Genomic DNA, 18,044 nt, shown 5'->3' with positions numbered 1-18,044 from the left:
TAAAGTTAGCGCAATTAACCTAACGTTTAAGCTTGGTTAATACATTGTTTACGTTATGAGCTATTTTACAAGCATTGCAGGGGGAATAACTTCTTTAGCATCTGAAGGTAGTTCATCAATATTAATAACTTTAAGCTCAATGCGACGGTTCTCTTGACGACCCTGTGCTGTTTTATTGGTTGCAATAGGGTTCATTTCACCTTTACCGTTAATATAAATGCGGTTAGCTTCATAATTTAATTCGTTTTCTAAGAATGTTTTGGTGCTATTGGCACGTCTCCACGATAAACGTTCATTAACGTCAGCTTTGGCTTGCCAGTCCGTATGACCAGTAATTAAAACAACTTGGTTATCTTTAAGATCGCTTAACACGCCAGCATCATGTTTTAGTTTGGCAACTTGATCTGGGCGAATTTTATCGTCATTAGAATCAAATACAATATTGGCTAGGGCAAATACTTGTGGTTCACAACCATGTGAATTTACTTTTGTGCCTTCTGGCGTATTAGGGCAAAGGTCGTCAGAATCATTAACACCATCTTTGTCGGTATCTAAAATGGCTTTACAGCCTACTTCATCAACAACCGTGCCTTGTGGCGTGCCAGGGCATTGATCTTTACTGTCGTAAACACCATCTTTATCTTCATCTTCTTCACAACCAAAGCGATTTACTTTCACACCTGGCGCGGTGCCTGGGCAATAATCTAAACGGTTAAAAACACCATCTTGGTCAGAATCGAGCTCACACCCTTTAGCATCAACATCCGAGTGTAAAATAGTATTTGGACAGTGATCCAGTTTATCTGGTACACCATCTTGGTCTAAGTCTTTATAACTGCCTTCAACTAAAGTGGCATCAACTTTTGGAATGCTTTCTAATGCTTCTGTTTTTTGACCGGCTGGATTGTAGTCCAATGGAATAGGTTTAGTCTCGTTAGCGTTAGCATGTGAAAAGGCGGCAATTAGAGTGATTGCAAAAAGGCTTTTTAGTGGTTTCATTATTTATAGTCTCAAGATTTGTTGAGTGTTTTAAAAGTTTACGGCCAAGTATACACCTTTTTTTACTGTGGTTAAAACGAAAAAAGGGAAAAATACCTATTAACTTAGTTTTATAACACTTAAAAAGATTTTTTTATAGCGCGACTTAATTGTTTGTCAGTTAAAACAACGGAATTACCAAGCATGCTACCTGTTCGGCAGTGGTTAATAATGGTTTGAATATCATCATTATTCAAACCGTATTCAGACAAACCTTGAGGAGTGTATTGTTTTGCATAGTCATTTAACGTTTTTACCAGGCCTGGTAAAAGTGCATTTTGGGTTAAGTCAGGGTTAAATAATTGGCTTACTTGTTGATATTTATACAAAGTTTTTTTAGCGTGTTCTGACTTGTTTTGTTCAAGCGATTCAATGTTTTTTTGGGTAATTGGAGCAAGTAGACGCGCGCACACAATACCGTGTGGTGCTTTAAAAAATGCACCAATTGGCCCGGCTAAACCATGTACCGCACCTAATCCTGAATTGGCTAAGGTAGTACCAGACAGAGACGCGGCTAACATTAAATTGCTGTAACCTGATTGCTGGCGATTTTTATCGCTACTATTAATGTCTTCAAATGCGTCTTTAAATAAGGTCATGCCTTGCCAGGCTAAAGCGTCGGTAATTGGGTTGGATTTTAGGGTGGTGTAAGATTCTAATAATTGTGTAAAAGCATCCATTCCTGTTGAATATAAAACCTCTTTAGGACAGGTGGTTAATAGCTCAGGGTCTAACCATGCTTCTTTAGCGAGTAATTGATTGTCTCTAAAAGATTTTTTAAATTGCCCAATACGTGATAACACCGCATTTTTAGTGGTTTCACTACCTGTACCCGCCGTAGTTGGTATGGCAATAAAAGGACAGGTTTCCACGTGAAACTTTTTGCCAGCACCCACGCCTTCTAAATAGTCCATAACCGATGTTTGGCTGGGAATAAGTCCAGCAATGGCTTTAGCGGCATCTAACACACTGCCCCCACCTAAACCAATGACGATGTCGGTGTCAGAATCACATTGCTGAACAATTTCATCCACAATATCAGGCGATGGTTCACCAGAGATAATAAAGTGTTTTACCAGGCCTGTTAATTTTAATGTTTGGTATAGTTGATCGCCAAAATTACCCGGGTGTGCAATGGTTTTACCTGTAATTAATACAACGCTGGTATAAGCCTGCTTTTGTAAGTTTTTAACGAGATTATGACGAATTCCCCAACCAAAATGAATGTGTGGCATAGGGGTAAATTCAAAAGTTGCAATCGTCATAACGTCTCCTTGTTGATTGGTCTTTAATCATCAGTCTTTTTTAAACATCGATTTTAAGTTGGCAATGTGCGCGTTACCGGTTTCCATTTGTTCTTCTTTGGATACGACAACGCCAGGTTTGCCTTCCCATTGTAATGCTTCGGATGGTAATTCTTCTAAAAAACGGCTGGGCTCACATCGCATGTCTTCACCGTATTTTCTTCGTTTGGTGGCGTAAGTCATGGTTAAAGAACGTTGTGCACGGGTTATTCCAACATAAGCTAATCGGCGTTCTTCTTCCAGGCCGGGTGATTCCAAGTTTTGTTTATGCGGTAGCAGCTCTTCTTCCATACCAATTAAAAACACGTGTGGAAACTCCAAACCTTTTGAGGCATGCAGGGTCATTAAGCTGACCATGTCATGTTCTTTATCAGATTCATTGCGTTCCATCATATCCATTAAGGCCATGTGCGTCACAATGGTTTCTAGGCGTTTTTCTTCGCCATCATTTTCTAATGCTTTATTAACAATGCGTTCAATCCACAAAATTAAATCACGTACATTATTAATGCGGCGTTCGGCGGTTTTTGGGCTGCTGGCGTTTTCATGAATCCAGTTGTCATACTCAATTTTTTCAACTAAGGCTTTTACAAAAGAGGGGACTTCTTCACCAGAAGCACTGTCGGCTTCTTTTATCCAACTCAATAATTGTTCACCAAAATACTGTACGCGTTTTAATGCTTTGTCAGACAAAATTGTGGTTAAGCCAAACTCTTGTGTGGCATCAAACAAGCTAATGCCACGGCCTGTTGCATAGGTAGCGAGTTTTTCAAGAGTGGTGGCTCCAATTTCACGTCTGGGGGTGTTTACAATTCGTAAAAAAGCGGCATCGTCATCTGGGTTAACAATAATGCGCAGATAACTCATAATATCTTTAATTTCGGCATGGTCAAAAAACGATTTACCGCCTGAAATTACATATTGAATGTTCTGTTCACGCAAGGCACGTTCCATTAAGCGGGCTTGGTGATTGCCACGGTACAAAATGGCGTAGTCTCGGTTTTTGGTTTTGTGCTTAAATTTATGCACAATAATTTCAGAAACAACACGCTCAACTTCTTGGTTTTCATTGGCACAGGCAATGACGCGTAAAGGGTCGCCAGCGCCCATTTCACTCCACAAGCTTTTTTCAAATACGTGGGGGTTATTTGAGATAAGTTGGTTGGCTGATTTTAGAATTCGGTTGGTTGAGCGATAGTTTTGCTCAAGTTTAATCAGTTCAAGAGAAGGAAAGTCCTCTTTAAGCATGGCCAAGTTTTCTGGTTGCGCACCACGCCAAGCATAAATGGATTGGTCATCATCCCCCACCACGGTAAAGCGCGCTTGAATACCTACCAATTGTTTTACCAACGCATATTGCGATGCATTGGTATCTTGGTATTCATCCACCAATAAATAACGTACTTTATTTTGCCATTTTTCTAAAATATCAGGGTTATCGTTAAATAGGCTGACAGGCAAGCCAATCAAGTCATCAAAGTCTACTGCATTGTATGCTTTTAACTGTTTTTGGTAGGCCTGGTACAAAATAGCACGCGCTTGTTGTTGGGCATCTTCGGCGTTGTCTAAGGCTTCTTGTGGTGAGATATGGGCGTTTTTCCAGTTAGAAATATCCCACTGCACGCCATCTAAAAGATCAGGGTCTAGCGTTTGTTTAAACATTAATTCTTTTAAAATTTGCCCGCTATCGGCCGCATCCATAATCGAAAAGTTAGACTTGTAACCCAGCGCTTTATACTCACGACGAATAATGTTTAACCCTAAGTTATGAAAGGTCGAAACATTTAGCCCGGTGGTATTTTCATTTTTTAAAAGCTTGGTAACACGTTCCTTCATCTCTTTTGCCGATTTATTGGTAAAAGTCACCGCGTAAATGTTATGTGATTTCACATCGCATTTACGGATTAAATAGGCAATTTTCTCGGTAATTACACGCGTTTTGCCTGAACCTGCTCCCGCCAAAACTAAGGTTGGAGTCTCAATATGCTTTACGGCTTGGCGTTGTCTTTCGTTTAAACTGTGCATGGATGATTTTGCTACTTATGCTTTTTAATTTATAAGGTGAAGAAAAGGTACAATATCATAATTCAAAATACAGAAAATTATTGGAAAATACCGTGGCAACCATTGAAGAATTAAAAAAAGATTTACATATTCAAGCGAATTTAGCGGGCAAAGATTTAACCTTTGCCACCACTTGGGGGATTTTTAGCCCAAGAGAAATAGATTCAGGTACCGATTTGTTTCTTAAGTATTTAGAAATCAAAGACGATGAAGTGGCCTTAGATATTGGGTGTGGTTACGGGCCAATTGGTTTAGCCATCGCCGCTAACGCACCAAAAGGCCAAGTGCATATGGTTGATAAAGATTTTGTGGCGGTAGACTATTCTAATAAAAACGCTAAGTTAAATAAGTTGCCTAATGCCAAAGCGTATTTATCAAACGGTTTAAGTGCCGTACCTAAAGATATTATGTTTACCACAGTGGTGTCAAATATCCCAGCTAAAGTGGGCAAAGAGATGTTAAGCATTATGCTAAATGATGTGCATAATCAACTCGCACCAGGTGGGCAGTTTGTAGTGGTGACCATTAACGGTTTAAGACAGTACATGAAGCGTAACTTTATGGAAGTGTTTGGTAACTACGACAAAGTTAAGCAGGGTAAGGATTACACGATCTCTCGTTGTGTTAAAGAAGCTTAAAAGCTTATTCACGCACACTGTATATGGTCTTTGGTCATACCAGGCCTGGTAAAAATATAAATTTGTTTGAGAAATTGGTGTTTTGACTTTAAATCATTACAATGCCTTTATTCTAACTACATTTTAAAAGTAAACCCTAGGAGTTTATTAAGTGAAATCATTAATGAAATTTAAGACTGTATCGGTGATTATGTTGAGCCTGTTTTTTACTCTTATGTCAGTCAGTAATGCGGCAGAAGCGAAACGTTTTGGTATGGGTAAAAGTTTTGGTTACAACAAACAAGTTGCACCTAAACAATACAGTACGCCTAAAGCGGCACCTACTAAGCAAGCTAATAGTGCCGGTGCAGCAGGTCGTCCAGCGTCTGGTGCGTCTAAATGGCTTGGTCCTTTAGCGGGTTTGGCTGCAGGTGGTTTATTAGCGGCAATGTTATTTGGTGATGGTTTTGATGGTATTCAGTTTTTTGATATCTTGATGTTTGCCTTAATTGCCTTTGTATTATTTAAATTGTTTGCTCGAAAAAAACAAAGCCATGCACAACCTCAGCACCAATCTGCTTATGATGGCAATCAATCATATAATCAACCTGATATGGCATCTCAACAACAAGCTTTTCGCCAAACACATGAGTCTGCACCTCAATCTGCGGCATCTTCAAGTGGTTCAATTATTGGTGCTGATTTAGAAGATGGTGTAGGGCAAGGTGTCAGTCAAAACGCACAGTATTTAAGTGAAATTCCAGCGTGGTTTGATGAAGATGGATTTGTAGACGGCGCTAAATCACATTTTATGGCATTGCAAAAAGCGTGGGATGATGTGGATTTATCGGAAATAGAATCTTATTGCACCCCTGATCTTTATACCGCTCTTCAAGGTGAGCTAACCAATGCAAAACCGGGTGATAATCACACGGTTGTAGATACCTTAGATGCCGAAATTGCTGCCATGGCGATAGATGGTGAATATTTTATTGTAAGTATTCGTTTTAGTGGCTTTATTCAGGAAGACGCTGTTAAAGGCGCGCATGCCTTTAATGAAATTTGGCATATTCGTCGTTTAGCGAATGATGAAGGTAATTGGCAAGTAGCGGGTATTCAGCAGGTAAATCAGGCCGTGTAAATCGGAAGTTTAGTCTGGTAACTTAACAAGTTGTTTAATACGATTATTTAATGAAATTTAAGTGAATTTTTATACAGGTTAATATCAATAATACAGAGGTACTTTATGCGTTATTTATGGTCTAAAGGGTTTATATTCACAGCCATTGTTGTGAGTCTTTTATCACTACAGGCTTGCAGTAAAGCCCCTGTAAAAATTACCTCTGCTAAAATCGTTAATAACTTAGATAAAGGCTCGGGTAATTTTGACCGAGTTTTGCAAATCTGTTTTGACCAACCTCTTAGTTCTGATTATTATCACAAGATTACAATAGTGACAAAAGAAGATCTTAAAATAAGTGGTTATGGCACTTTACGCCCATTAGCTTCTGACCCAACCAATAAGTGTCATTTGCGAAATGTGTATCTTTACATTAATAAAGATTCACCTATTGATGCCAGACAATTAATTAAAGACTATGTTGTGCCAGGTAATATTCGTCAAATATTAATACAAATCTATGATGAAAAACCAAAAGGTAAAGAGTTACCTATGGCTGAAAAAGTGTTTACAGACTTGTAATTATTTTTTACCGATATCTGTTTTATACACAAAATGAGTAATGCTGTAAGGTGTTACTGAGTTTTAAAGCCTGGGTTTTCCAGGTTTTTTTATGCTTTAAAAAAGAGAATTATTCATGTCGTTAGACTCAAACGCCTCTCATACAAATGCCTCATCAAATCATTCAGATTCTGTAGATAACGAGCCATTATTAAAGGTTAAAGCAGACTTTGATTTATTGGCTTATGCTTACCAAAAACCTGAACTAACAGGCCTGCTAAAAACCTATCCAGAAGATTTTAGGGTAAATGAGATTTCTAATACTGTGTTTACTGAAACTGGTGAACATCTTTGGTGTTGGGTAGAAAAACGTGGTCAAAATACAGACTGGGTAGCGGGCATGTTAGCTAAATGGGCAAATACGGCCAAACACAATGTCGGGTTTGCAGGTCAAAAAGACCGACAAGCCGTTACCAAACAGTGGTTTAGTATTCAGTTGCCAGGCAAAGCCGACCCTAATCCAGATGCATTGGATATTGAGGGGGTGACCATTTTAGATATGCACCGCCATAATAAAAAACTGCAGCGAGGCGATTTAATCGGTAATCAATTTACCTTGGTTTTAAGAGATGTATGTAGTCGTAATGAAAGTTTATCTAAAGCCAATTTAATAGAAATCTTAGATAAAAAACTCAGTCTTATACAAAAAAATGGCGTGCCCAATTATTTTGGTGGACAACGTTTTGGACGAGATGGTAATAACCTGGTGCAAGGTGCTAAATTATTATTAAGTGGCCAACAACGCCATTCACGTAACCGAAAACGTGGTGCAAAAAATAAAAATGGTAATCAAAATCAACAGGGTTTATATATCTCTGCTCTGCGTTCTTGGATGTTTAATGAACTGCTTAATGAACGTATTAAACAGGGGTGTTGGCATCATATTTTGTTGGGTGACCTGCTTAAAGATTTGGATAATGATGAATTTATTTTGGTTGAAACAGCGAACAAATTAGATGAATTACAGCAAAAACTACAACAAGGCTCGGTAGAACTTACTGGCGGATTATTTGGTGACGGCCCTTTACCAACGGCACACAAGCCAAGGGAATTAGAAGAAACGGTTGTTAAAAATTACCAGGCCTGGTGTGATGGCTTGAGTCAAAATAGAGTAAAGCCAGATAGACGTTCATTGTGCTTAATGCCACAGAATTTAACGTGGTTTTTTGAAGAAATAACGAATGGCGATTTAGATAACAAACCTGGTTTAAATCTAGTATTGCAATTTGCTTTGCCCGCAGGGAGTTTTGCTACGATGGTTTTACGAGAAATATTGCAGGTGAATGGATAAGTTTTTTGATTTTAAATAACATGAACTTAATGTTTATTTTGTTATTCAATTGCAATGGTCGTTAAACATGCTTGCTTGCTCTATAATCGGAGTTACAATAGAAATTCTAGCCTGACTAAAGCCAATATGAATTTACATAATTCAACTTAATAGTATTTACCTTATGCCCAACACATCAAGCCAGAACAATACAAATAAAAGGGAAGCAAACTCTCGCTTTAGACTACCATTTGTTTTTTGGTTATCCATGCTAGGTTTGGCAATTTCTATTGCTATCGTGGTTTCTTATATATTGTCGCAAAATGAACAGCGTGTTACGCAAGCCGCCAAAATATCAGCTAATGGACTCGCTTCTTTTGTATCTGATTATGTTGCAAAACATCAATTGATTGTTAAATCTATTGCTTCTCACCATCAAGACAGTATTTTTCAATTGGCAAAAGGGGGTGGTTATCCTTACGATTTAGCCGAAATTCAAAATGATGTTAAGGAGCTTTTTCCTTCTGATACCGAGTTTGCCATTATTAATACTAAAGGCAAAATTGTTGTTGGCAGTCATGTTGAAAACATGGGCCCAAAATGTCGCGCTTTAATTAAATCTGAAGTCAATAACATATCCCCTGCAACTTCTCGAGTACGAGCGCACCAAGCACCAAATGGTGAATTTCATTTTGATATTTTGTTTCCTATAACAATGGGTGATGAATGGGCAGGGTTTTGGCTAAAACTCTCTTTTAAACCATTAGAAAGCTTTATTATCGACTTAAATATCAAAGAATATGAACTTGTTATTAGTGAACAACTTCCTCCACATAGAGTGCTTTTAGGTAAGCAGCCCGCTCCATCTCATTATGGTAATGAGGACGTTATTTTAGAAGGTTTTGAGCTATTAACCGATAATCATAGTAATAATCCCGTTCTTGCTTCCGCACCCGTTGATAATGTTTCTTGGCAAGTTCAAGCGATTCAACGTAAATCGGTATTTAATGAATATGTTGAACATGTTGTGGTGGTGGCATTTTTAATATTTTTAGTTATTTTTATCATTTCACTGGTCGTTAATTTGGTTTTTAAACAGTTGCAAGAAGAACGTGAAAAACTGATGCAAGCCAAAGACCACGATGAGCTATTTAATGCAGGACCAACGGTATTATTAGAGAAGAAAATTGATAGAAATATGTCAATTTTATATGCTTCACCAAATGTATTAAATCTATTGGGAAAAGAGGCTAAAACCTTAGTTGATCACTCTTTTTTAGAGTGGATTTATCCAGAAGATGTAGACAGTGTAAGAGAAAAACTTATTACCGCCTATGTCAATAATGCCAATAAAGTTGAAATGGTTTACCGTCTTAAAGTGAACGGAAATGGCGGCTATAAATGGATTTATGATTTAAGCCATATTTTGTATAACCGAGCAGGTAAACCAGATGTCTTACGTGGTTACATCACTTCTATTCATGCCCAAAAAACAGCGGAAAAAAATGCAACAGATTTGATTCAATCGGTTCCAGAATCTATTTTTGTTGTTGATATTGAGGGCCGTATTGTAGACACAAATACCGCAGCGGAACAATTGTTAAACTGCCAAAAGAATGACCTGCAAAATAAATTATTTAGTCATTGGTTAGAGTCAGATAGTTTTTCGACCTATGAAAATCTAAAACAGCAATATATTGATTTGGATTCTACAACATCCACTGTTGTTATAGAAAATGAACCGCTTTATTTGCGAGATGCCAAAGGTCAGCGAATTTCGGTAGAGATTAACTTTAACCAAATTGAACTTAACGGCAAGACTTTATTGGTTCAAGTCGTGCGCGACATTACTTTGCAACAACAAACACAGCAACAATTAAGCCTGGCCAAAGAAAGAGCCGAGGCATTAGCAAAAGCAAGAAGTCGATTTGTTGCCACCGTAAGTCATGAGATTAGAACTCCAATGAATGGGGTTTTGGGAATGACAGACTTATTATTTGACACACCTTTAAATAGTGTTCAAACACAATATTTACAGGCCATTAAGCACAGTGGCGATATTTTATTAAAAATAATTAATGAAGTATTAGACTTTGCTAAGCTTGATGAGGGGCAAGTGGTCTTAGTGAATGAACCTATTGATTTGCGCAATATTGTAGAAGAAACTTTGCATTTAATGTCCTCTATCGCGGAAGACAATAATATCGCCTTAAACTATCAATTTTCACCCGAAGTACCAAACACTTTGATTGGTGATTCTATGCGTCTTCAGCAACTTATTATGAACTTAATTGGTAATGCCCTAAAATTTACCGATAAAGGTTCTGTAACGCTTAATATTAGCCAAGTAACCGCAACTAATGAACAAAACAATGATTTAGAAAATAATCATATTTATATTGAAGTATTGGACACAGGTATAGGTATTGCAGAAGAGAACTTATCTAAATTATTTGACTCTTTTACCCAAGCAGATAATACAACAGCAAGACAATTTGGTGGTACTGGATTAGGTTTAGCAATATGTAAACAATTGGTTGATCTTATGAAAGGGCAGATTGGGGTACACTCTGAAGTAAATAAAGGTAGTTGTTTTTGGGTAAAACTGCCTTTACAAAGAGAGCATAAAATTCAACAGGAAAGTATTCCGCTGTTAGGGTTGGACGAAACAGATATTAGCAAAGCGTTACCCTTAAAAGATAAAACGGTTTTATTAGTTGAAGATAATGACGTTAATCAAAAAGTGATTGTGGCATTTCTTAAACGCCTAGGCGCAAAAATTGATGTAGCTGAAAATGGGTTAAAAGGCATAGAACTTTGGCGTATTGCACCGCAAAAATATCAACTTATAGTGATGGATTGTCAAATGCCAGTTATGAATGGCTTTGAAGCAACCAGAGTGATACGTAAAGAAGAGATGCTATCTACCCATGAGATACCTATCCCTATAGTGGCACTTACCGCAAATGTTATGGTACAAGATAAACAACGATGTCTTGAAGTGGGTATGAATGATTTTTTATCTAAACCCATTGAAAGAGAGTCATTTAATGAAATGATGATTAAATGGTGTTTATAAGTGGTTGGCTATTGAGTTATTGATTGTTTTCGTGGCTGACTTCTACCCAGCGTAATAGTTTGATTTCACCCTCTAAGGTTTCCACAATTGCGGTACAAGATTCTACCCAATCTCCGCAGTTTAAATATTGCACATCATCAATCATTCTAATTTCAGGGTGATGAATGTGACCACATACCACACCATGATAATGATCATTTTTACAGTCTTTAACCACGGCTTCTTCATAGGCAGATATAAACGAAACCGCACCTTTTACTTTTTGTTTTACATAAGCAGAAAGAGACCAATATCCCAAACCCAATTTACGGCGTAACTGATTAAAATAACGATTTATGACTACCAGGCTTTCATAGCCCCAATCACCAATAATCGCTAACCATTTTTGTGTTTGTACTACGCTATCGTATTTATCACCGTGAACCACCAAATATTGATGACCATTAGCGGCTTTAAACACGGTTTTATCGCAGAGTTTTATATTGCCAAAATCGAGCCCAGAGTATCGGCGTAAAAAATCGTCATGATTTCCTGTTACATACACCACATCGGTACCTCGTTTTGACATGGTTAAAATACGTCTAATCACATTGGTATGTGATTGGGGCCAATACATACGTTTTTTTAAACGCCAACCATCAATAATATCTCCTACCAAATACAGCTTTTGGCAGTGATTGTATTTTAAAAACTCCGCCAAAAATTCTGCTTTGGCCGCTTTACTGCCCAGATGGGTGTCTGAAATAAAAATCGTTCTATAACGCTGAACTTCATGATTATTTTCAGCCAAGATAAAATCATCTTCGGCAATATCCTTCATCCAATCAGGAAAATGAATTTGTGATTCTAATGGGTTTGTTAGGCTGTGACTAAATGCATCTGTGTTCATAATACCTTCTCTAAAATTAGGGTTATGCCACACAGTGTATAAATTGATTTTGACAGTAATATTACCGTTAGATGAACAACGCTCATTATAAGTTCATCTAGGTATCATCTATTTTTAACATAGTGTTTTTATAGTAAAAATCATGAACACTATGACACAAGCCTCCACAAATAAAACACCTAAAAATAAGCCTTATCAAAGGCTAAATTTTGAGGATGAATCTCAATTACCGTATCAGCACAATATGGTAAACCGCACGCACACTATAAAACGGTTAACTTTAGTTACTGATGCTTGGTATCCGCAAATAAATGGTGTGGTGACCACGCTTACAAATTTGATTAAAGAATTAAAGAATCAAGGAGTAGAGGTTGATGTTATTCAACCTTTAGAGTACAAAAGTTTTCCGCTTCCTACGTATCATGAGATTCGTTGTGTTTGGCGACCAAAAGGGCTAGAAAAACGTATTATTGACTTTAAACCTGATGCGATTCATATTGCTACCGAAGGGGCTTTGGGTTGGTTTGCCAGGCATATTGTCATAAAACACAAGCTACCTTTTACCACAGGGTATCACACGCGTTATCCAGAATATATTCGGGCTAGGTTGCCGATCTCACCTGTTTTTACTTATGCAGGGCTACGGTATTTTCACTCTCCGGCGCAAAAAACATTAGTACCAGGCCTATCAATTTTGAAAGATTTAAAAGCAAAAGGTTTTCATAATTTGGCGTTAATGTCTCGTGGCGTTGATACCCAAATATTTAACCCGCAACAAAAACGTAAACTGAATTACGAAGCCCCTATCATGCTTTATGTTGGTCGTATTGCACCAGAAAAAAATCTTGAAGAGTTTCTTAAATTAGAACTCCCTGGTAGTAAGGTCATTATTGGTGAAGGCCCTGAACTAGAAAATTTACAAAAACGCTACTCGCAATGTTATTTTTTAGGAGCAAAATCGGGGGATGAATTAGCAACGTTTTATGCTTCTGCGGATGTATTTGTGTTTCCTTCAAAAACAGATACGTTTGGCGTGGTTAATATTGAAGCCATTGCTTGTGGAACACCGGTTGCCGCTTATCCAGTGACAGGGCCAAAAGATATTATTACTGAAGGTGTTAATGGTTCAACCAATCATGATTTACGTACCGCCATAGAACAAGCTCTTAACATTTCAAAAAACAATATTCACCAAACTATTCCACAGTTTAATTGGCCTCATGCCGCCCAGCAATATATACAAAATCTAAGCTTCATTAACTGGAATGGATAAAGCCTCATTAAACTGACTGATTTGTTCAATATCTGTTTGCATTAACGGTACAATACCCCTCATTATTTTTTTTAACATGAGACTTTTGTCCCTATTTCAACGGGTGCAAAGTTCCAATAATAAAGCCCTTTTCTTATGAGTAATGCACAACTGATTTTGCTAGATAAACGTAACCAACCTCTTAAAGAGTATCTTGTTGCTGTCGCCGCCTCTGATGGTCTAAACATTAAAGGGGTTGAAATTATGGCCTCTCCAGCAAAAGGCCAAAAGTCATTACTTAATGCCAATATCTATATTCCACCTTTAGAAGATTTTGACTATAACCCAAAAAAACTGGTTGCTGAATCGTTAACAAAACTGACCATTGGTGAAGAAATTATTACGATTGATCAGTTTATTGAACGTTGTTCTGAAGATGAGGCGGTTCGCGCGGCATTAACAAAATCCATTACTCGATTTTCTAAAAAACTGGCTGAACTCATTAAAGAGTTTTGTGATTCTGAAGTCATTCCGCTGATTCAAGAAAAAAGAAATGATGCACTCTTTAAGCTTAAAGGCCATGCCAAAGAGCTTAAAGGCAAAAAAGTAGTCTGTATTGATATTGAAGCCACAAATATTTGTACTGATCCAGAAGCCGATATTATTCAGGTATCAGCTTGTGACATTAACGGCAAAGAACTGTTTAACCAATTAATTAACCCTGGTTATGAGATTCCCGAAAATGAAAAACACAATATCACAACCGAAATGGTGCAAGGTCAACCCACACTTGGCCAAGCTTGGGACATGATTCATGACACCTTGCTAGATGCGGATATTGTCTTGGCTTATAGTACCGAAAGTGACTTTATGTACTTACAAAAAAGTGCAGAAAAGAAAATGCTAAAATTTGAATTAGACTACAACACCTGGTTAGATGCGGCTGAACTCAGTAAAGATCTAATTGGTGCGATGCGTTGGCACAGCGAAAACATGTATTGGTTCTTTAAAACACCAAAACTGACCGTTGCCTATGAAGAAGTTTTAGGTAAACCTTTTCCAGGTGATGCACACGATGCTTTGGCTGATGCTGTTGCTACGGTAGACCTATTTAATGCCATGATGCTAAAAGGTGAAAAATCTCAAGTACAGCAAGCTAAACCAAAAGCTGCCAAAGAGGTGATTACCAATAACCCATTTGCCGCTGCATTTGCTAATGCTAAACGCAGTTAATCTAACCTTAAGAGACAAGATATGTGCAACCAAACCACATTTAAAGAGCTAGAAAAAGCCCAACAAGGCGACCAATTTGATTGGCAACAAATTAAAGAACAAGTTAAGTTTGATGCCGACGGTTTAATACCCGCTATTGCCCAGCAGTATGACACAAAAGAAGTGCTCATGATGGCGTGGATGAACAGCAAATCATTAGAAGAAACCCTACAAACAGGTCGTGTTTGTTACTGGTCACGTTCTCGTCAAAATTACTGGCGTAAAGGGGAAGAGTCCGGACAAATTCAAACCCTAAAAGCACTCACGTTTGACTGTGATGGTGATGCTATTCTATTACAAGTAGACCAAACAGGTCCTGCTTGTCATACCGGCCGTAGAAGCTGTTTCTACACTCAAGTAGCAGACAATAAAGTCACAATCGCCACCAATCCAATCATAAATCCAGAAGAGCTATACAAAAAGTAAGTTTTATAAAATTTAACCGTTTAAATGGTAAATATTCTCTAACTTAATTCACAAATTACCAGGCCTGGTAATCTGTATATTTAAAGCATTTTTATTGGCTAAATAGATCTTTATTTGGCCAATAAAGGTATAACCGATAACATGGTTTGTTGTAGAAGATAGTGGGCATTGCCCATTGCTTCAGCTTCATCCATGACTTTATTGACTATGCTAAAAATAGCTTTAAATTCGGGTAAGTCTTCTACTGAGCAGGTTAAACTGCCGCAAATTCCAATGGTGGGTACTTGGTATTTTTGCCCTAATTGCGCAATGCGTAATGGCAGTTTGCCAAAGCGAGTTTGGTTATCAAAACGGCCTTCGCCAGTAATAATGTAATCAAAATTTTGGTTTTTAATTAACTCTTCCAGTTGCAAGGTTTCATTAATAACATCAAACCCTGGCACTAAGGTGGCGTTTAATAAACCCATAAAACCTGCCGCCATACCACCTGCTGCTCCTGCGCCTGGTTCTAAATGAATGGCTTTATTGGCGTGCGCTTCTAATACTTGGGCATAATGGGTTAGTGCATTTTCTAACACCGCTAACTGGTGAGGTTGGCCACCTTTTTGTGGGCCAAAAATAGCCGTAGCGCCACTTTCACCTAATAATGGATTGGTGACATCACAGGCAATTTCCCACTCTATTTCTAGTAGATGGCTGGGTATTTTACCAATGGTTGCCAGGTCTTTTAATGCTTGGCCACCTAAGCCAATCTCTTGGTCTTTGTTATTTAACATAGGTATTCCCAAGGCCATTAATGCGCCTGCACCACCGTCATTGGTGGCTGAACCTCCTAATCCTAAAATGATTTTTTTAGCCCCAAGGTTAATCGCTTCTTGTATTAATTGACCTGTGCCATAAGAGTGCGTGTTGAGAGGGTTAAGTTCATTTTTTTGTACCTTGGTAATGCCGGATGCTTGCGCCATTTCGATAATGGCGGTTTGTTTGTCTTCTTGCCAAGCAAAGCTGGCTTTGGTTTTTTTGCCTAAAGGCCCGGATACCCAAGAAGATTTGGCTTGCCCCGCATCTGCACAAACAAACGTATCTACAAAACCTTCACCACCGTCTGACATAGGACGAGAAAATACTTGTGCTGTTGGGTTAATGCGGTGAATAACTTGGCTTGCAATTTTACAAAAATCGGCGGCATCTAATGAACCTTTAAAACTATCGGGAGCCAGTAGTACAGAAAAGGGTTTTGAATCAGACATAGTAAATCCTGGTATTAAATTAGGCAGGGTAAAAGCGGCAACATTGCATATAAGAGAGCGAGTAAACGACTTTGTAAACTCGGATGTATTGAAAGATAACGTATTTTTATTATAACCAAGCCCGTTTGGCAAAATACACTATTTTTTTAAAGAGTATTATTTATAAGGTTGGCCAAAAAACGATTTTACCAGGCCTGGTAAAACCGTTTGACGTAGTTAAATGAATCGGTCAACATAGAAAAACGGTTGTTTAGCTAAAATGTAGCCGCTACACGAATCAATGCAGGGTGAACAATGGCTAAAATTCATCTGATTTTATGAACAAATTGCTCATAGCCGCCTATTCGTTACATTATTCGCTGTAATCAGGCAAATTTGTTCTTTTTTCCCACGCACCTCACTCGTGCAAAAGTGACAAAATATATTTGAGTAGTCGATGGAAAACAAAAGTTTTGATGATTCTTTACAGGTTTTAAGTGATTTAAAAGATACGTTAAATATAATGGCCTATAAAGCGCTACCGCACGACTGGTGGGTGGTGATTACGGATATTAAAGGATCAACAAAAGCGATAGAAGCGGGTCGGTATCGAGATATTAATGCGGTAGGCGGTAGTACCATTGCCGCCATTGTAAATGCCTTAAAACCGATAAAGATTCCTTATGTTTTTGGGGGCGATGGAGCAACATTTTGTGTACCGCCTAATGCCTTAATTGCTGTTAAGGAAGCTTTAAAAGGCTGTCAAGAACTGGCAAAAGAATCCATGCAGTTAGAGTTGCGAGTAGGGTTGGTTCCCCTTAGAAAACTGACCAGGCCTGTCAAGATTTGTAAATACCAAGTATCACCATCACTGACACAATATTTTTTTATGGGAGGTGGTTTAGAGGATGCTGATAACTTAATTAAAGAGTCCAATACCTATGCTTTAGACGAGAATATACAAGCCAATGCCGATTTTAGTGGATTTGAATGTCGCTGGAATGAGATACCTAGCCAGCATGGTGTTACGATGAGTTTATTGGTTAAATCTAGAGCGGATACTGAGGAACAAACGCTACTTTTATACCAAACCGTTAGTCAAAAAATAGTGGAATTTTTAGGCGATGTGACGCAACATCATCCATTAAACAGGCAAGGGTTATCACTCTCTTTAAATAAAGATAAATTAAATGTTGAGGTTAATGCCAATAGTTTGCATCAGTCTTTTTGGTCAAAGTGGAAGGTAAGACAAATAATACGAGCACAAAATATTATTGGTAAAGTTTGGATGGCGTTTAAAGTCAAAAATAAATTTGGTGATTGGGGGCAATACAAACAAGATATGGTATTGAATTCTGACTATATAAAACTAGATGATACATTTAGAGCCATTTTGTCTGGCGACAAACAAAAAGTACAAGCGTTAATTGGATGGTTAGACCAGGCCTGTGAAAATGGTGAATTGTTCTATGGTGTGCATTTGACCAATGCCGCATTAATAACGTGTTTAGTGGCCAAAACTGGTATTGAACATGTGCATTTTGTGGATGCGAATAATGGCGGTTATACCATGGCGGCTAAGCAGTTAAAAAATCAAATAATTTTGGCGAGTTAATAATGAAATAAAGGCGAGAATTTTATAAAAATAAACGCCAATATGGTGTCAAAATTTTAGATTAAAAGACTGTAAAAAAGTTGATGAAATCGAATTTTTGTTTGCAAAATTGGCGGTTATTTTGAATAAAAAGCAATTGTTGCCTTTAAAACCCGACTTGAATTTTGCCTGTGAATTTGTTTGAATAAAAGCCAACTAAATTACCAGCAAGGCTAAGTCATCTTTTTTTTAGCAGGTCCATCTTTAAA

General features: G+C 37.9%; 14 protein-coding genes. 9 read left to right on the top strand and 5 right to left on the bottom strand.

The features are described from left to right. Positions 1-60 precede the first annotated feature (60 nt). The 3 genes from ACYQ0E_RS12315 to rep all read right to left on the bottom strand — a co-directional run bounded on the left by ACYQ0E_RS12315 (position 61) and on the right by rep (position 4,367). Complete coding sequence (locus ACYQ0E_RS12315) at positions 61-999, bottom strand: OmpA family protein (protein ID WP_460188520.1); 939 nt, start codon at positions 997-999, stop codon at positions 61-63. A gap of 119 nt (positions 1,000-1,118) precedes the next feature. Beyond that, the gene (locus ACYQ0E_RS12310; protein WP_460188519.1) at positions 1,119-2,303 is read right to left on the bottom strand and encodes an iron-containing alcohol dehydrogenase; all 1,185 of its coding nucleotides are present in this window, start codon (positions 2,301-2,303) and stop codon (positions 1,119-1,121) included. Between the two features lie 30 nt (positions 2,304-2,333). Next, positions 2,334-4,367 carry a DNA helicase Rep gene (gene rep, locus ACYQ0E_RS12305; protein ID WP_460188518.1) on the bottom strand — a complete coding sequence of 678 codons (2,034 nt, stop codon included), beginning with the start codon at positions 4,365-4,367 and terminating at the stop codon, positions 2,334-2,336. A 92-nt stretch (positions 4,368-4,459) separates the two neighbouring features. Between rep and ACYQ0E_RS12300 the strand changes: the two genes are divergently transcribed. The 5 genes from ACYQ0E_RS12300 to ACYQ0E_RS12280 all read left to right on the top strand — a co-directional run bounded on the left by ACYQ0E_RS12300 (position 4,460) and on the right by ACYQ0E_RS12280 (position 11,113). Further along, positions 4,460-5,044, top strand: a complete 585-nt coding sequence (locus ACYQ0E_RS12300) for a class I SAM-dependent methyltransferase (protein ID WP_460188517.1) — start codon at positions 4,460-4,462, stop codon at positions 5,042-5,044. A 151-nt stretch (positions 5,045-5,195) separates the two neighbouring features. Continuing rightward, complete coding sequence (locus ACYQ0E_RS12295) at positions 5,196-6,164, top strand: Tim44 domain-containing protein (RefSeq protein WP_460188516.1); 969 nt, start codon at positions 5,196-5,198, stop codon at positions 6,162-6,164. Positions 6,165-6,269: 105 nt separating this feature from the next. Continuing rightward, a complete protein-coding gene (locus ACYQ0E_RS12290) occupies positions 6,270-6,725 on the top strand; it encodes a hypothetical protein (RefSeq protein ID WP_460188515.1) in 456 nt (151 codons plus the stop codon). A 115-nt stretch (positions 6,726-6,840) separates the two neighbouring features. Further along, a complete protein-coding gene (truD, locus tag ACYQ0E_RS12285; protein ID WP_460188514.1) occupies positions 6,841-8,055 on the top strand; it encodes a tRNA pseudouridine(13) synthase TruD in 1,215 nt (404 codons plus the stop codon). 163 nt (positions 8,056-8,218) lie between these two features. Further along, entirely contained in the window at positions 8,219-11,113 is a 2,895-nt protein-coding gene (locus ACYQ0E_RS12280) for an ATP-binding protein (RefSeq protein ID WP_460188513.1), read from the top strand. 16 nt (positions 11,114-11,129) lie between these two features. Here the strand turns inward: ACYQ0E_RS12280 and ACYQ0E_RS12275 are convergent, their stop codons facing one another. Next, positions 11,130-12,002 (bottom strand): UDP-2,3-diacylglucosamine diphosphatase, encoded by an 873-nt coding sequence (locus tag ACYQ0E_RS12275; protein WP_460188512.1) that lies wholly within the window; start codon positions 12,000-12,002, stop codon positions 11,130-11,132. A gap of 142 nt (positions 12,003-12,144) precedes the next feature. On the opposite strand from ACYQ0E_RS12275, the gene ACYQ0E_RS12270 reads away from it, so the two are divergent. The 3 genes from ACYQ0E_RS12270 (at position 12,145) to hisI (ending at position 14,952) form a co-directional block, all read left to right on the top strand. Beyond that, positions 12,145-13,275, top strand: a complete 1,131-nt coding sequence (locus tag ACYQ0E_RS12270) for a glycosyltransferase family 4 protein (RefSeq protein WP_460188511.1) — start codon at positions 12,145-12,147, stop codon at positions 13,273-13,275. Positions 13,276-13,410: 135 nt separating this feature from the next. Then, the gene (locus ACYQ0E_RS12265; RefSeq protein ID WP_460188510.1) at positions 13,411-14,487 is read left to right on the top strand and encodes a 3'-5' exonuclease; all 1,077 of its coding nucleotides are present in this window, start codon (positions 13,411-13,413) and stop codon (positions 14,485-14,487) included. Between the two features lie 21 nt (positions 14,488-14,508). Beyond that, positions 14,509-14,952, top strand: coding sequence for a phosphoribosyl-AMP cyclohydrolase (hisI, locus tag ACYQ0E_RS12260; protein ID WP_460188509.1), 444 nt, complete (start codon positions 14,509-14,511; stop codon positions 14,950-14,952). A 110-nt stretch (positions 14,953-15,062) separates the two neighbouring features. Here the strand turns inward: hisI and ACYQ0E_RS12255 are convergent, their stop codons facing one another. Next, complete coding sequence (locus ACYQ0E_RS12255) at positions 15,063-16,202, bottom strand: glycerate kinase (protein WP_460188508.1); 1,140 nt, start codon at positions 16,200-16,202, stop codon at positions 15,063-15,065. Between the two features lie 436 nt (positions 16,203-16,638). Here ACYQ0E_RS12255 and ACYQ0E_RS12250 point away from each other — a divergent pair, with 436 nt between their 5' ends. Further along, positions 16,639-17,796: a DUF3095 domain-containing protein gene (locus tag ACYQ0E_RS12250; RefSeq protein WP_460188507.1), complete on the top strand. Its 1,158-nt coding sequence runs from the start codon at positions 16,639-16,641 to the stop codon at positions 17,794-17,796. Positions 17,797-18,044 lie beyond the last annotated feature (248 nt).

It is taken from the genome of Thiomicrorhabdus hydrogeniphila, from assembly GCF_054656895.1.
The sequence above is the reverse complement of the archived record's forward strand: the minus strand, read 5'-3'. Positions and strand labels throughout refer to the sequence as shown.

What these genes read in the sequence shown, in the direction of transcription:
- ACYQ0E_RS12280 (WP_460188513.1), top strand. Translation starts at nt 8,219, where the DNA reads ATGCCCAACACATCAAGCCAGAACAATACAAATAAAAGGGAAGCAAAC.
- ACYQ0E_RS12290 (WP_460188515.1), top strand. Translation starts at nt 6,270, where the DNA reads ATGCGTTATTTATGGTCTAAAGGGTTTATATTCACAGCCATTGTTGTG.
- ACYQ0E_RS12310 (WP_460188519.1), bottom strand. Translation starts at nt 2,303, where the DNA reads ATGACGATTGCAACTTTTGAATTTACCCCTATGCCACACATTCATTTT.
- ACYQ0E_RS12255 (WP_460188508.1), bottom strand. Translation starts at nt 16,202, where the DNA reads ATGTCTGATTCAAAACCCTTTTCTGTACTACTGGCTCCCGATAGTTTT.
- hisI (WP_460188509.1), top strand. Translation starts at nt 14,509, where the DNA reads ATGTGCAACCAAACCACATTTAAAGAGCTAGAAAAAGCCCAACAAGGC.
- ACYQ0E_RS12250 (WP_460188507.1), top strand. Translation starts at nt 16,639, where the DNA reads ATGGAAAACAAAAGTTTTGATGATTCTTTACAGGTTTTAAGTGATTTA.
- ACYQ0E_RS12270 (WP_460188511.1), top strand. Translation starts at nt 12,145, where the DNA reads ATGAACACTATGACACAAGCCTCCACAAATAAAACACCTAAAAATAAG.
- rep (WP_460188518.1), bottom strand. Translation starts at nt 4,367, where the DNA reads ATGCACAGTTTAAACGAAAGACAACGCCAAGCCGTAAAGCATATTGAG.
- ACYQ0E_RS12315 (WP_460188520.1), bottom strand. Translation starts at nt 999, where the DNA reads ATGAAACCACTAAAAAGCCTTTTTGCAATCACTCTAATTGCCGCCTTT.
- ACYQ0E_RS12265 (WP_460188510.1), top strand. Translation starts at nt 13,411, where the DNA reads ATGAGTAATGCACAACTGATTTTGCTAGATAAACGTAACCAACCTCTT.
- ACYQ0E_RS12275 (WP_460188512.1), bottom strand. Translation starts at nt 12,002, where the DNA reads ATGAACACAGATGCATTTAGTCACAGCCTAACAAACCCATTAGAATCA.
- truD (WP_460188514.1), top strand. Translation starts at nt 6,841, where the DNA reads ATGTCGTTAGACTCAAACGCCTCTCATACAAATGCCTCATCAAATCAT.